General features: G+C 67.4%; 12 protein-coding genes and 1 pseudogene. 6 read left to right on the top strand and 7 right to left on the bottom strand.

The features are described from left to right. Positions 1-87 precede the first annotated feature (87 nt). Positions 88-327, top strand: a pseudogene (locus tag HF877_RS04605) (MFS transporter); the annotation flags it as partial. Between the two features lie 86 nt (positions 328-413). Here the strand turns inward: HF877_RS04605 and coaE are convergent. After that, entirely contained in the window at positions 414-1,631 is a 1,218-nt protein-coding gene (gene coaE, locus HF877_RS04610) for a dephospho-CoA kinase (protein ID WP_346765060.1), read from the bottom strand. A 216-nt stretch (positions 1,632-1,847) separates the two neighbouring features. Here coaE and HF877_RS04615 point away from each other — a divergent pair, with 216 nt between their 5' ends. After that, on the top strand, positions 1,848-2,060 hold the full coding sequence (locus HF877_RS04615) for a hypothetical protein (RefSeq protein ID WP_169620017.1): 213 nt from the start codon (positions 1,848-1,850) through the stop codon (positions 2,058-2,060). Between the two features lie 194 nt (positions 2,061-2,254). Here HF877_RS04615 and rpsA read toward each other — a convergent pair whose 3' ends face one another. Next, a complete protein-coding gene (rpsA, locus tag HF877_RS04620) occupies positions 2,255-3,715 on the bottom strand; it encodes a 30S ribosomal protein S1 (protein WP_072698949.1) in 1,461 nt (486 codons plus the stop codon). Positions 3,716-3,947: 232 nt separating this feature from the next. Here rpsA and HF877_RS04625 point away from each other — a divergent pair, with 232 nt between their 5' ends. Next, entirely contained in the window at positions 3,948-4,859 is a 912-nt protein-coding gene (locus HF877_RS04625; protein ID WP_169620018.1) for a class I SAM-dependent methyltransferase, read from the top strand. Positions 4,860-4,876: 17 nt separating this feature from the next. Here HF877_RS04625 and HF877_RS04630 read toward each other — a convergent pair whose 3' ends face one another. The 4 genes from HF877_RS04630 to HF877_RS04645 form a co-directional block, all read right to left on the bottom strand. Continuing rightward, positions 4,877-5,650 (bottom strand): amino acid ABC transporter ATP-binding protein, encoded by a 774-nt coding sequence (locus tag HF877_RS04630; protein ID WP_169620019.1) that lies wholly within the window; start codon positions 5,648-5,650, stop codon positions 4,877-4,879. Continuing rightward, complete coding sequence (locus tag HF877_RS04635; protein ID WP_169620020.1) at positions 5,647-6,615, bottom strand: amino acid ABC transporter permease; 969 nt, start codon at positions 6,613-6,615, stop codon at positions 5,647-5,649. Before HF877_RS04635 ends, HF877_RS04630 begins: the two co-directional genes overlap by 4 nt. A gap of 10 nt (positions 6,616-6,625) precedes the next feature. Next, positions 6,626-7,498: an ABC transporter substrate-binding protein gene (locus tag HF877_RS04640; RefSeq protein WP_169620362.1), complete on the bottom strand. Its 873-nt coding sequence runs from the start codon at positions 7,496-7,498 to the stop codon at positions 6,626-6,628. Between the two features lie 171 nt (positions 7,499-7,669). Continuing rightward, positions 7,670-8,818 carry an isocitrate/isopropylmalate family dehydrogenase gene (locus tag HF877_RS04645; RefSeq protein ID WP_169620021.1) on the bottom strand — a complete coding sequence of 383 codons (1,149 nt, stop codon included), beginning with the start codon at positions 8,816-8,818 and terminating at the stop codon, positions 7,670-7,672. On the opposite strand from HF877_RS04645, the gene HF877_RS04650 reads away from it, so the two are divergent. The 3 genes from HF877_RS04650 (at position 8,817) to trxA (ending at position 11,083) form a co-directional block, all read left to right on the top strand. Continuing rightward, a complete protein-coding gene (locus HF877_RS04650) occupies positions 8,817-9,335 on the top strand; it encodes a 2'-5' RNA ligase family protein (RefSeq protein ID WP_169620022.1) in 519 nt (172 codons plus the stop codon). The two genes, HF877_RS04645 and HF877_RS04650, sit on opposite strands and share 2 nt — an antisense overlap. 232 nt (positions 9,336-9,567) lie before the next feature. Then, positions 9,568-10,590: a helix-turn-helix domain-containing protein gene (locus tag HF877_RS04655; RefSeq protein ID WP_169620023.1), complete on the top strand. Its 1,023-nt coding sequence runs from the start codon at positions 9,568-9,570 to the stop codon at positions 10,588-10,590. A gap of 121 nt (positions 10,591-10,711) precedes the next feature. Beyond that, complete coding sequence (trxA, locus tag HF877_RS04660; RefSeq protein ID WP_169620024.1) at positions 10,712-11,083, top strand: thioredoxin; 372 nt, start codon at positions 10,712-10,714, stop codon at positions 11,081-11,083. Between the two features lie 118 nt (positions 11,084-11,201). On the opposite strand, the gene polA is transcribed toward trxA, so the two are convergent. Further along, positions 11,202-13,925, bottom strand: coding sequence for a DNA polymerase I (gene polA / locus HF877_RS04665; protein ID WP_169620025.1), 2,724 nt, complete (start codon positions 13,923-13,925; stop codon positions 11,202-11,204). Between the last annotated feature and the right edge of the window lie 34 nt (positions 13,926-13,959).

Below are 13,959 nucleotides of genomic sequence, written 5' to 3' on the forward strand. Positions count from 1 at the left end.
GGTGACCCGTCAGCAACCCGAGCAGGCATCCTGACTCGCAGCCTCAAGGGTTGACGAGAACATAGGGACACCCCCCCCGCGCCGATGCTCTCTGAGATGTTCGGAACGAACGTGCGATATACCGGGGTGTCGTTCGGTTACCAGTTCGCCAGCCTGATCGGCGCAGGCTTTACCCCGATGATCGCTGCGAGCCTGCTGGTTGCCTTCGACGGCTCGAGTGTGCCGCTGAGCCTCCTACTCGCGGCGACCGCCGGAATCACCATCCTCGCCGCGTGGACCGCGTCGGAAACGAGCGGAAAGAACCTGGAAACCAGCAAGATGGAGTAGAGCCCACGACGGACCCGGTGGGTAGGCCCTGTTGTGCAGGGTCTACCCACTGCAAAGGAAAGCCGACACCGGAGAAGGGCGTCCGGCTATGCGCTCCAGCCGGTGTCCTGCGCCCATGCCCACGCGCGGTGGTAGGCGCGGTCGAACCAGGGCGACTTCGCCTCGCTGTACGCCACGGCCGACTCCAACGGATCACCGAATGCCGACGCCGCGTCTGCTGCGGCACGTTTGACGTCGGCGTATTCCGCGGCCGCTTCCGCGTCGGCACGCAGCCAATCGCGTAGCAGCAGCGCGAACTGCTGCCCGGGCCAGCCGTCGACGCGCACCGCGACCCGCGCGGGCTGCCCAGGATCGGCGCTTCCGTGCAACCGCATCGCCCACAACGCAGGGTCCGTCTCACCGCCCGCGCCGTACGAGGGCTTCGGCTGGTCGTGATCGACCTGCTCGATACGAGGGAAACCTGCGACGGCCAGCGGCTCGGCGAGCGCGTCGGCGGCAGCGAGGTCCGGCACCGTGACCTGCAGATCGAGCGCGTCGACTGCGTCGAGCCCTGGCACTGCGGTCGATCCCACGTGGTCGATGCGCAGCGCGCTGCCGCCACAGGCCACGGCGAGCCGGGCGATCAGTCGTTGCGCTGACCGATCCCATTCGGGGCGTGCCGGAACGAGTACCGGCGCCGCTGTCACCGCGGTGCGGGTGCGCACGTTGCGTTCGAACGGCACCAGACGGTCTGCCCACAGCCCCCGTACCCGGCTCACGACATCGTCCGGCTCGCCGGTGTTGTCGAGCCAGACATCGGCCACCACGCGCCGCTGCTCTTCCGTCGCCTGCGCCGCGATCCGGGCACGAGCGTCGGACTCGGGCATTCCCCGGAGCTCTACCAGCCGGCGGAGTCGCTCGTCCTCCCCCGCGTGCACGACGGCCACCAGATGGAAGATCGGGGCCATTCCACCTTCGACGAGCAACGGGATGTCCTGTACGACGACTGCATCCTCCGGTGCCGCAGCAACGAGTTCGGCGGTGCGAGCGCCGACCCGCGGGTGGGTGATGGCGTTGAGGACGGCGCGTGCGTCGTCGGTGGCGAACGCTTTGGCCGCGAGCGCGGGACGGTCCAGCGAGCCGTCCGGCCGGAGAATGTCCTCTCCGAACGCGTCGACGAGTTCGGCGAGACCTTCCGAGCCCGGCTCGACGATCTCGCGCGCGATCGCGTCGGCGTCGACGAGCACCGCCCCGAGATTCACGAGTTCCTTGGCGACAGTGGACTTACCCGCGCCGATACCTCCGGTTAACCCCATTCGCAGCACGCCGACCAGTGTCGCACCACACAGCCGGGCACCGTGAGTCGACCCGCCGCTGTCACGGCACAGTCACGGCACGGTCACAAGCTGGTCGCGACCGCGGCCTTCCTGGGGAAACACGGCCTTTCACCTGCGGTAAATGACCGGCAGGGCTCTTCGCGTCCGATATCGTCTTGGCGAAGCGTCCGACTCCGGTTATCCCGTTCATCGAGAAGGCAGGCTATGCGTTCCTCCCCCTCACCTTCCGGTCGACATCGCCTCGGTATGGAACACGGTGTTCACTGCGTCCTCATTCCCGAGGTGGCCGCCGCGCTCGCCGAGCATCGGCGCAACTGGTTCACCACGCTGCTGAGCAATGCGCGGCACAGTCACGCCGCGATGCGTAAGCGCGCGGCCGCACTTCCCGCGCAGTGGGCCACCCCCGCCGTGGGCTGATCCCGCACGGGCCGGACCGCTACGGTCACACACCACAACGGCGACCCCTCCCGACAGGAGGTGGTCGCCGTCGTCGTCCGAGCCCGGGAGCGCCGCATGACGCACCGACGCAACCGGCACCGAACGCAGAAAAGCGGAAGACCCCGCACCGAATCGGTGCGGGGTCTTCCGTCGATCAGAGTCGATCAGATCTGTCAGGCGTTGCCGGACAGCTTCTCGCGCAGTGCAGCGAGCTGAGCATCGCTGGCCAGCGAGCCACCGGTCTGCTCGGCGGGCTCTTCGGCATCCGTCTCGGACGAGTAGTTGCTGCTGGACACGCCGGCAGCAGCCTCGGCAGCCTCGTCGGCGGCCATCTTCTCGATCTGAGCGGTGTGCATCTTGTGACGACGCTCGGCCTCCGCGTAGCGGGACTCCCACTCCTCACGCTGCTTCTCGTAACCCTCGAGCCATTCGTTGGTCTCGGGATCGAAGCCCTCGGGGAAGATGTAGTTGCCCTGCTCGTCGTAGCTGTCGGCCATGCCGTACTTCGACGGGTCGAACTCGGCCGTGTAGTCCTCGTTCGCCTGCTTCAGCGACAGCGAGATACGACGACGCTCGAGGTCGATGTCGATGACCTTGACCATCGCGTCGTCGCCGACTGCGACAACCTGGTCCGGGACCTCCACGTGGCGCTCGGCCAGCTCGGAGATGTGCACGAGGCCTTCGATTCCCTCTTCGACGCGCACGAACGCACCGAACGGAACCAGCTTCGTGACCTTGCCCGGGACGATCTGGCCGATCGCGTGGGTCCGGGCGAACTGACGCCACGGATCTTCCTGCGTCGCCTTGAGCGAGAGGGACACGCGCTCGCGGTCCAGGTCGACGTCGAGAACCTCGACGGTGACCTCGGTGCCGACCTCGACAACCTCGGACGGGTGATCGATGTGCTTCCAGGACAGCTCGGAGACGTGCACGAGGCCGTCGACACCGCCGAGATCGACGAAGGCGCCGAAGTTGACGATGGAGGACACGACGCCCTTGCGGACCTGGCCCTTCTGGAGCTGGTGCAGGAACTCGCTGCGGACCTCGGACTGGGTCTGCTCGAGCCATGCGCGGCGCGACAGGACCACGTTGTTGCGGTTCTTGTCGAGCTCGATGATCTTGGCCTCGATCTCCTTGCCGACGTACGGCTGGAGGTCGCGGACGCGACGCATCTCGACGAGCGACGCGGGCAGGAAGCCACGCAGGCCGATGTCGAGGATCAGGCCGCCCTTGACGACCTCGATGACGGTGCCCTTGACGGCCTCGTCCTTCTCCTTGAGCTCCTCGATCGTGCCCCAGGCGCGCTCGTACTGCGCACGCTTCTTGGACAGGATCAGACGGCCTTCCTTGTCCTCCTTGGTGAGGACCAGAGCCTCGACCTCATCGCCCACGGACACGACCTCGTTGGGGTCGACGTCGTGCTTGATGGAGAGCTCACGGGAGGGGATGACGCCTTCGGTCTTGTAACCGATGTCGAGCAGCACCTCGTCGCGGTCGACCTTGACGATCGTGCCTTCGACGATGTCGCCATCGTTGAAGTACTTGATCGTGGCGTCGATGGCGGCGAGGAAATCCTCGGCGGAGCCGATGTCGTTTACGGCTACCTGCGGCGAGGTGACGGTGGTGGAGGCCATGTGTTGAGTTGCTCCGGACGGGTTGATAGTCGGTTGATGGAACTTCGGTCGGGCATGCGAATCGGGCACTGCGATGAAGCGGTGATCGAATCACGGCGAGCGTCCCCGTCCGACCGATGAAGCCGAGCAGCGGACACTCGCGACCACCAGGCTACGCGTCCGCAGGGGAGCTGGGCAAACCAGGACGCCCCACCCGCGTGCCCGCCCCCGCGAGACCTTTACGCTCGGATCCATGCCCAGCCCCGAAAACTCCTCCGGCACAGCACCTCACCAGTCCCAGCTGTCACCCGAGGAACGGCACGCATCCGCGAACGCGCTCCTCGGCACCGCCAAGGTCGGGCGCCTCCGGCTCGGCTCCCGCGACAGCGAGCGCGCAAGCAGGGCGTGGTGGGACGCCGACGCCGAGGACTACCACCGCACGCACGGCGAGTTCCTCGGCGTCGACTCGGCCGCCGGTGAGTTCGTCTGGTGCCCCGAAGGACTCCACGAGGGCGACGTCCATCTGCTCGGCGACATCGCGGGGCGGGATGTGCTCGAGATCGGTTGCGGGTCCGCTCCGTGCGCGCGGTGGCTGGCCGAGCACGGCGCACACCCCGTCGGACTCGACATCTCGATGGCGATGCTCGAGCGCGGCCTGGCCGCGATGGACGCCACGGACACACCCCGGGAGCGTCGCGTTCCGCTCGTGCAGGCCGGCGCCGAGAATCTCCCGTTCGCGGACGGGAGCTTCGATGTGGTGTGTTCGGCCTTCGGGGCCGTGCCCTTCGTCGCGGATTCGGCGCAGGTCATGCGGGAGGTCGCGAGGGTGCTGCGACCCGGAGGCCGCTGGGTGTTCTCCGTCAATCACCCGATGCGGTGGATCTTCCCGGACGACCCGACCGAAAAGGGACTGGTCGCGATGTTCCCCTACTTCGATCGCACGCCCTATGTAGAACTCGACGACGCCGGCACCGCCACCTACGTCGAACACCACCGCACCATCGGCGACCGGGTGCGCGAACTCGTCGGCGCAGGACTCGAGGTCTACGACATCATCGAACCCGAGTGGCCCGAGCATCTCGACCGCGAGTGGGGACAGTGGAGCCCTCTGCGCGGCGAGTACTTCCCGGGCACCGCGATCTTCTGCAGCCGCAAACGGCACTGACCCGGGCGCCGGCCCAGCTACAGCAGGCGTGACAGGAACCCGCGGGTGCGCTCGTGCTGCGGGTTCGACAGCACCTCACGCGGATTGCCGGCTTCGACGACGACACCGCCATCCATGAACACGAGTTCGTCGGCGACCTCGCGCGCGAAACCCATCTCGTGGGTGACCACGACCATCGTCATTCCGCCGGCAGCGAGATCCCGCATCACGGCGAGGACCTCACCCACCAGTTCCGGATCGAGCGCCGAGGTGGGCTCGTCGAAGAGCATGAGCTTGGGGTCCATCGCGAGGGCACGGGCAATGGCGACGCGCTGCTGCTGGCCACCCGACAACTGCGCCGGGTACGCGTCGGCCTTGTCGGACAGGCCGACGCGGGCAAGGAGTTCACGCGCACGCTCCACCGCCTCCGCGCGCTTGACCTTCTTCACCAGCATCGGAGCCTCGATGATGTTCTCGAGCGCCGTGCGGTGCGGGAACAGATTGAAGTGCTGGAAGACCATGCCGATCTCGCGGCGCTGCCGGGCGGCGACCTTGGGCGAAAGCTCGTGGAGCTTGGAACCGCGTTCGGCGTAACCGACGAGGTCACCGTCGACATAGAGGCGCCCGGCGTCGACGCGTTCGAGGTGGTTGATGCACCGCAGGAAGGTGGACTTGCCGGACCCGGACGGGCCGATCATGCATGCGACCTGACCGCGTCCCACCTCGAGAGAGATGCCTTTGAGCACCTTGACGGCCCCGAAGTTCTTGCACACGCGGTCCGCGCGAACCATCGGCGTTTCGGTCGAGGTCATGCGAGCCCACCTCCGGGGTGCTTCGGGGTCTTCGGCGCGGCGGCCGGCGTGTCCTGTGCGTCGGCGAGGGCCTGCAACTGGCGGTTCGTCAACTGGCGGCTCAGCCCCTTCGAGTAGTGCCGTTCGATGAAGTATTGGCCCACCATCAGCACGCTGGTGATGGCGAGATACCAGGTCGCGGCGACGAGCAGCAGCGGGATGGGCTGGAAGTTCGCGCCCGAGATGTCTCGCGCTCGGCCGTACAACTCGAGGCTGTAGGGCACCGCCGCCACGAGCGAGGTGGTCTTGAGCATGCTGATCAGTTCGTTGCCCGTCGGCGGGATGATCACCCGCATGGCCTGGGGCAGCACGGTGCGCCGGATGGTCTGGGACCATGACATCCCGAGCGCGGTCGACGCCTCGACCTGCCCTTCCGGAACCGATCCGATGCCGGCGCGCACGATCTCCGCCATATAGGCGGCTTCGTTGAGGGCGAGACCGACGACGGCGAACAGGAATGCGGCGTTGAGCCCTTGGACGTCGATGTGGACGAACTGGTGCACGAACGGGATGCCGAGATCGATCTGCTTGTAGATCGAGGGAAACAGGCCCCACAGGACGAGTTGCACGTAGACCGGGGTGCCACGGAAGACCCAGAGATACAGCCACGACACCGACTTGAGCACCGGGTTCGGCGACAGTCGCATCACGGCGAGGAGGACACCGAGCAGCACCGCGATCAGCATCGCGAGTGCCGTCAACTGCACCGTCTTCCACGCGGCTGCGGTGATGCGGCTGTCGAAGAGGTATTGGCCGTACACATCCCAGCGGTAGGCCTCGTTGGTGGCCGCGCCCCACAGGAACAGGCCCAGCCCGATCAGCACCAGTGCCCCGGAGATCCAGCGTCCGGGGTGCCGGAGAGGAACCGCCTGGATCGGTTCCGGTTCGGTCGCAGGCGCACCGCTCGGATGCGTGTGCTCGCTCATCGGTTCCCTCTCAGCTCGTTGCCGCATTGATCTGCGACGTGGTGATCGCCCCGACCGACATGTTCCAGCGCTCGAGGATCTCGGCGTAGACACCGGTGTCGATGAGGTACTGGACGGCCTGTTGCAGTACGGGGCCCAGCGGTGATCCCTTCGCGACGACGAAGCCGTACGGCGCCGCGTCGAACAGCGGTCCCGCCGCCTCGAGTCGGTCCTCGCTGCGGGCGATGACGTACGCGGTGACCGGTGAGTCGGCGGACAGGGCGTCGACGCGTCCGAGGATGAGCGCGTTCGCCGCTTCGTCCTGGCTGTCGTACTTGACCTTGTCGATCGGCGGGAGCCCTGCGGCGGCACAAGCCTCGTTCTTCGCGGGGATTTCTTCGATGTCCTCGACCGTGTTGGTCTGCACCGCGACACGCATCCCGCAGGCGTTGTCGGGATCGACGTGCTCGCCGGTCCGTTGTGCCCACTGCACCCCGGCGTTGTAGTAGGTCACGAAGTCGACCGTTTCCTCGCGCTCCAGCGTGTCGGTGAACGACGAGGAACCCAGATCGAAGGTGCGGGCCTGCACCGCCGGGATGATCCGGTCGAAGTCGGCCTCGTTGAAGACTGTCTGCACGCCCAGCACGTCGCCGAGCGCCTGCACGAGTTCGACGCCGAAGCCGACGATCGTGCCGTCGTCGTCCCGGAACTCGTTCGGGGCGTAGGGCACGTTGACGCCGATCTGGAGGTCGGGGTCGGAGGCCCAGTCGGGAAGCTGGGACGCGATGCTGTCGACGCGCTCGGCGCGGACGCGGTCGCCCGCGGGCACGGTCGATTCCGAGTTGACGACACACCCCGTCGCGACACACAGCACCGCGAACACGGATACACACGCTGCCGCGATGCGTCGACCGCGGCGCGTTCCGCTCGCCTTGCGTCCGGAATGACCGGTGCTTTCGGTGGGATGTGTGTCGCCGGTGTGCCCCCTGCCGTGGGTGCGCACTGCTTCTTTCACAGAGAAACAGTATCCACTCCGGTGCCCGTGCGGCCGAATCCCGCGCCGATCGCTCCGGGGTCAGAGGTCGCGCACGCGCGCGATCAGGGCGTCGGTGAACTCGGCGGTCGACGCCGTGCCGCCGAGGTCGGCGGTGGCGATTCCGCAGCCGACCGTCGCGTCCACGGCAGCGTCGATCCTGCGCGCGGCTGCGGCGAAGGAAGGATCGGATGTATCGCCGATCCGATCGAGAAGCATTGCCGCAGAAGAGATCAGCGCGATGGGATTGGCCCGGCCGAGACCGGCGATGTCGGGTGCGGCACCGTGTGACGCCTGCGCCATCGTTCTGGTGCCCGACGCGTTGACCGACGCGGCGGTGCCGAGCGAACCCGACAACTCGGCGGTCAGATCGGAGAGGATATCGCCGAACATGTTTTCGGTCACGATGACGTCGTACCGGTCGCCGTGCCGGACCAGCAGCGCTGCCATCGCGTCGACGTGGGCGTCGTCGACCTGCACGCTCGGATAGTCGCGGCCTACTTCGCGGCACACGTCCCGGAACAGTCCCGTGGTCATCGACAGCACGTTTGCCTTGTGGACGATGGTGACGCGGCCGCGGCGCTTCGACGCGAGGTCGAACGCGGTCCGGGCGATCCGTTCACACGCCGTCCGTGTGACGACACCCACGGCAAGGGCGACGTCGGGGGTCGGCATGAATTCACCGCTTCCGACCGCCATGTTGCGGTCCGCGTAGAAGCCCTCCGTGTTCTCACGGACGACCACCAGGTCCATCGCCGGTGAGACCGCCCGCACGCCGGTGAGTGCGCGCGCGGGCCGGATGTTGGCATAGAGGTCGAAGTGCTTGCGGATGCGTCCGCCGGGAGTCAGTTGTCTCCGGTACGGCTCCGGGTACGACGCACTGTCGTGCGGACCCAGGATCCACGCGTCGAGGCCCTCGAGCGCGTCGAGCGTCTCCTCGGGCAAGGGCGTGCCGTGCGTGTCGATCGCCTCGGCCCCGATCGGCAGCGGGACCCACTCCACCCCGATTCCTCCGGCCGCGGCGACCGCCGCATCCACGACCTCCCGCGTCGCCGGGACGATCTCGTGGCCGATGCCGTCGCCTTCGAGAAGGCCGATGCGGTGTGGACGTGTTCCGGGGAGCGCTGCCGGTCGTGTCGCGTCGCGGGGCGTTGCGGTCTGGTCGGTCACCCGGTCATCATTGCTCACCATGGTGCAGTCGGTGGAACTGCTGCTCGACGACCGCCTCGACGCGGCGGTGCGTGACGAGTGGACGCGCATGCTCGACGGGGGAATCGACAGTCAGGGCCGTGTCCGCTCCCCGACCAATCGCCCGCACGTGACCCTGTTCGTCTCGGCCGAGATCCCGCCCGAGGTCGAGGACGCCGTACGCGCGACCCTCACCGGCGCTCCCCTGCCTGTGCGGCTCGGGGGCGCCGTCGTGTTCGGCGACCGGCACGCGACGCTCGCGCGCCTGGTCGTACCGTCGTCCGCGCTCCTCGATCTGCATGCGCGGATCTACGAACTGCTGAAAGTGTGCCCCGGAGTACCGGCACACATCCGGCCCGGCGAGTGGACCCCGCACGTGACCCTGGCCCGGCGGGTCCCCGCCGATCGCATCGGAGCGGCCCTCGTCGCGGCACACATCGGAGGCCGCGACCTGAGCGGGACGAGTGCCGGGATCCGCCGGTGGGACGGCGCAGCCAAGCGCGAACGGCGTCTGGTCTGACCGCGTACCCGGAGGGTGCTCAGAACGTGTAGTCGCCGAATTGCGTTGTCTCCAAGTGGGTATCGGGCGTCCTCCCGAGGAGCGCGAGCACGTCCAGGACCAGCAACACGGCCAGGAACAGAAGCAGTAGCGAGATCATGGTTACCAGCGTCGCCGTCGTCCACCCGCCACAACAGTGGCAGAAACGACATGATTACTCGCTTTCCTGCCACCAAGGGTGCAGACTGACGTCATGGCCGACAAACTCGAGACAGTGGTGGTTCCGGTCCTGCCCCGGACCGAGATGTTCGAACTCGGTGTCGCGTGCGAGGTCTTCGGATTCGACCGATCCGACGACGGCCTGCCCACCTACGATTTCTCGCTGATCGCCGGGAGTCCGACTCCGTCCCGGACCCGCTTCGGGTTCACGGTCGACGCGCCCTACGACCTGACGAAGATCGACGACGCCGATCTGGTGGTGCTTCCCGCCGGCGGCACGGACATGGCCTCCCTCGACGATCCGTCCTTCCTCTGCGGGAAGGGTGCCGACGCATCCGAACTCGAACCGCTGTTCGAGCGTCTCCGCGCGGCAGTCGACCGCGGTGCCCGCGTTGCGAGCCTGTGCACCGGAGCGTTCCTCCTGGGTGCGGCGGGGCTTCTCGACGGCCGGCGCTGCACGACCCACTGGCGACATGCCGAGCGACTCGCCCGGATGTACCCCGAGGCGCGGGTCGACCCCAATGTCCTCTACGTCGACGACGGCTCGGTGCTCACCAGCGCGGGCACCGCAGCCGGCATCGATCTGTGCCTGCACATCGTGCGCACGGTGCAGGGCTCCCACGTCGCCAACTCCATCGCCCGGCGCATGGTCGTTCCCCCGCACCGCGACGGCGGCCAAGCGCAGTACGTCGCGATGCCGCTGCCGGAATGCGAATCCGAGGCTCTGGCCCCGCTCCTCGACTGGATGACCGAGAATCTGGGCCTCGACCTGCCCGTTCCGGCGCTCGCCGCGCGGGTGCACATGTCGCCGCGGACCTTCGCGCGGCGTTTCGCCGCCGAGACCGGCACCACTCCGGCACGGTGGTTGCGCGACCAGCGCGTTCTCGCTGCCCAGCGACTTCTCGAGCACAGCGACCTCCCGGTCGACGTGGTGGCGGACCGCGTCGGGTTCGGTACCGCCGCGGTGCTCCGGCAGCATTTCCTGCGGCTTCGGCAGACCACGCCCCAGGCTTATCGGCGTGCGTTCCGAGCAGCCGAAGCGGTACCGGTGTCCTGACCACCGGGCCCGATCGACGGGCCGAGCACGCCGCACGGGCGGAACCACTCGCGTAGCGTGGCGGGAAGAAAACGAGACGTCCGGATGTTGGAACCGTCGATACGCCGACGAAAGGATTTCCGTGGCAACCCAAGCTCTCACGCAGCAGAACTTCGATGAGGTCGTTACCGGTAACGACATCGTGCTCGTCGACTTCTGGGCCGATTGGTGCGGCCCGTGCAAGCAGTTCGCCCCGACCTTCGAGGCATCGTCCGAGGAGCACCCCGACGTGGTGCACGCCAAGGTCGACACCGAGGCCGAGCAGGGCATCGCGGCAGCGGCGAACATCAGGTCGATCCCGACGATCATGGCCTTCCGGGAAGGCATTCTCGTCTACAACCAGGCCGGTGCCCTTCCCCCGGCTGCCCTCTCCGATCTCGTGAGCCAGGTCAAGGCACTCGATATGGAAGATGTGCGCAAGCAGATCGCGGAAGCGCAGAACGCCCAGAACTGACCGACCCGGACCACGGTCCGTCGCGGCCGTGCCTCCCCGTCACGACAACGTCCTCCCCACCCCGCGCGGGTAGGGAGGACGTTGTCGTCTTTGCCCGGTATCCGGTGGGTGCGGCCCGTCAGTGGGCGGCGGCGTCCCAGCTGCGGCCGTAGCCGACCGAGACATCGAGCGGCACCGACAAGTCGATCACGGAGTCCATCTTCTCCCGCACGATCGCCTCGACCTGCTCGCGTTCCTCGTCGACGACCTCGAGAACGAGTTCGTCGTGCACCTGGAGCAGCATCCGGGACCGCAGGTCCGCGGCCCGCAGCGCGCGCTGCACATCGATCATGGCCACCTTGATGATGTCGGCAGCCGTGCCCTGAATCGGGGCATTCAGCGCCGCGCGCTCGGCCACCTCCCGGCGTTGACGATTGTCGCTGTTGAGGTCCGGCAGGTAGCGGCGTCGCCCGTACAGCGTCGAGGTGTAACCGACCTTGCGGGCCTCCTCGACCACATTGTGGAGGTAGTCGCGCACCCCACCGAACCGGGTGAAGTACGCCTCCATCTGCGCACGCGCCTCGTCCGCGGAGATCTTGAGCTGTTGCGCGAGACCATAGGCGCTCAGCCCGTAGGCCAAACCGTAGGACATGGCCTTGACCCGGCGTCGCAATTCCGGAGTGACCTCCTCGAGCGGCACCCCGAACGCCCGCGACGCGACGAACGTGTGGAGATCTTCCCCGGTGCGGAAGGCTTCGATCAGTCCTTCGTCGCCCGAGAGGTGCGCCATGATGCGCATCTCGATCTGGCTGTAGTCGGCGGTGAGGAGCATGTCGAAGCCGTTGCCGACGACGAAACCCTCGCGGATCTGCCGTCCCGCATCGGTTCGTACGGGAATGTTCTGCAGGTTCGGCTCGGTCGACGACAGCCGGCCGGTTGCCGCGACCGTCTGGTTGAACGTGGTGTGGATCCTGCCGTCGTCGGCCACCGATTTGATGAGCCCGTCGACCGTCGTCTTCATCTTGGTCGACTCACGGTGTGCGAGAAGATGTTCGAGGAACGGGTGGCCGGTCTTGTCGAACAGGCCCTGCAGTGCGTCCGCGTCGGTGGTGTACCCGGTCTTGGTCTTCTTCGTCTTCGGCATGTCCAGTTCGTCGAACAGCACGACCTGCAACTGCTTCGGCGAGCCGAGATTGATCTGCTTTCCGATGACCTCGTATGCGGCATTCGCGGCGGCGGCGACGTCGGCGGCGAAACCGGACTGAAGGTCGTGCAGGTGGTCCGCATCCACGGCGATGCCGGTGGCCTCGATGTCTGCCAGCACTTCGAGCAGCGGCAGTTCCATCTCGGACAGCAACGCCACCGACTCGATGTCGGCCAGTTCGGCGTCGAGCGCCGTGGCCAGGTCGACCACCGCGCGGGCAGCGAGGATCTGAGTCTGTGCGGCCTCCTCGTCGACGGCGTCTGCATCGTCGAGCAGGGACAACTGACCGTCGCCGTTGCTTTCCGCCCGCAGTTCCCGCTTGAGGTAACGCAACGACAGGTCGTCGAGCTTGAAGCTGCGCTGTCCCGGCCGGACGAGGTACGCGGCGAGCGCGGTGTCGCTGGTGAGGCCCGCGAGTGTCCAGCCTCTGCCACGCAAGGCGTGGATCGCCGATTTCGCTTCGTGCAAAGCCTTTTCGACGGCCGGGTCGGCGAGCCACGCGGCGAGCGCGGCGTCGTCCTCGGGAGTGAGAGCGATCGTCGTGACGTAGGCGCCTTCACCGTCGGCTGCCGCGATCGCCACAGCAGTGGCCTCGCCGCCGTACGGCGTTCCGGATCCGACCACCGACAATCCGTGGCGGTGGCCCGCCACAGCGTGCGTGGCGAGCCAGTCGCCGAGCGCACCGGGCTCGACGATCCCGCCGCGCACCTCGAAACCCTCTTCGGCTTCGGGCGCGGACGAGGCGAGCGTCTCGAAGAGGCGATCTCGCAGCACCCGGAACTCGAGGTCGTCGAACAAGCGGTGGATGCGGTCGCGATCCCAGGGCGCGAGCGCGAGCTGATCCGGAGAGTAGGGCAGCGCCACGTCGCGCACCATCTCGGTGAGCTGCCGGTTGAGCAGGACGTTGGACAGGTTCTCGCGGAGCGCGTCGCCCGTCTTGCCACGCACCTCGTCGACCCTGTCGACGAGACCGCTGAGGCTGCCGTACTCCCTGATCCACTTCGCGGCGGTCTTCTCCCCCACGCCCGGGATGCCCGGCAGATTGTCGCTCGGATCACCGCGCAACGCCGCGAAGTCGGGATACTGCGCCGGTGTCAGGCCGTACTTCTCCTCGACCGCCTCGGGGGTGAAGCGAGTCAGGTCGGAGACCCCGCGACGTGGATACAGCACGGTGATGTCGTCGTTGACGAGTTGGAGCGCGTCGCGGTCGCCGGTCACCACCAGCACCTTGTAGCCCAGGGCGTTGGCCTGCGTCGCGAGTGTGGCGATGAGGTCGTCGGCTTCGTACCCCTCGATCGCCATCACGGGAATGCCCATCGCGCCGAGCACATCCTTGGTGAGTTCGATCTGACCCTTGAACTCGTCGGGTGCGGCGCTGCGCTGGGCCTTGTAGGCGGCGAACAGCTCTGCCCGGAAGGTCTTGCGGCTGACGTCGAAGGCCGCCGCCACGTGCGTGGGCTGCTCGTCGCGCAGCAGGTTGATGAGCATGGAGGTGAACCCGTACACCGCGTTGGTGGTCTGCCCGCTGTGGGTCTTGAAGTTCTCTGCCGGCAGCGCATAGAAGGCACGGAAAGCCAGAGAGTGTCCGTCGAGAAGAAGAAGGGTCGGGCGGGCGTCGGCGTCCGCAGTGGGCGTAGTCGAGGAGGATGCACGGGTCACGCGCTCAGTCTAGGGACCGGTCCCGACACCCGTC

Origin of the sequence: Rhodococcus sp. BL-253-APC-6A1W (assembly GCF_012843405.1) — a bacterium.
Lineage (GTDB): Bacteria > Actinomycetota > Actinomycetes > Mycobacteriales > Mycobacteriaceae > Rhodococcus.

Bases quoted from the DNA above. Each gene is read 5' to 3' on its own strand.
- HF877_RS04615 (WP_169620017.1), top strand. From the start codon at position 1,848: ATGCGTTCCTCCCCCTCACCTTCCGGTCGACATCGCCTCGGTATGGAA.
- rpsA (WP_072698949.1), bottom strand. From the start codon at position 3,715: ATGGCCTCCACCACCGTCACCTCGCCGCAGGTAGCCGTAAACGACATC.
- HF877_RS04625 (WP_169620018.1), top strand. From the start codon at position 3,948: ATGCCCAGCCCCGAAAACTCCTCCGGCACAGCACCTCACCAGTCCCAG.
- HF877_RS04630 (WP_169620019.1), bottom strand. From the start codon at position 5,650: ATGACCTCGACCGAAACGCCGATGGTTCGCGCGGACCGCGTGTGCAAG.
- HF877_RS04635 (WP_169620020.1), bottom strand. From the start codon at position 6,615: ATGAGCGAGCACACGCATCCGAGCGGTGCGCCTGCGACCGAACCGGAA.
- HF877_RS04650 (WP_169620022.1), top strand. From the start codon at position 8,817: ATGGTGCAGTCGGTGGAACTGCTGCTCGACGACCGCCTCGACGCGGCG.
- HF877_RS04645 (WP_169620021.1), bottom strand. From the start codon at position 8,818: ATGGTGAGCAATGATGACCGGGTGACCGACCAGACCGCAACGCCCCGC.
- HF877_RS04655 (WP_169620023.1), top strand. From the start codon at position 9,568: ATGGCCGACAAACTCGAGACAGTGGTGGTTCCGGTCCTGCCCCGGACC.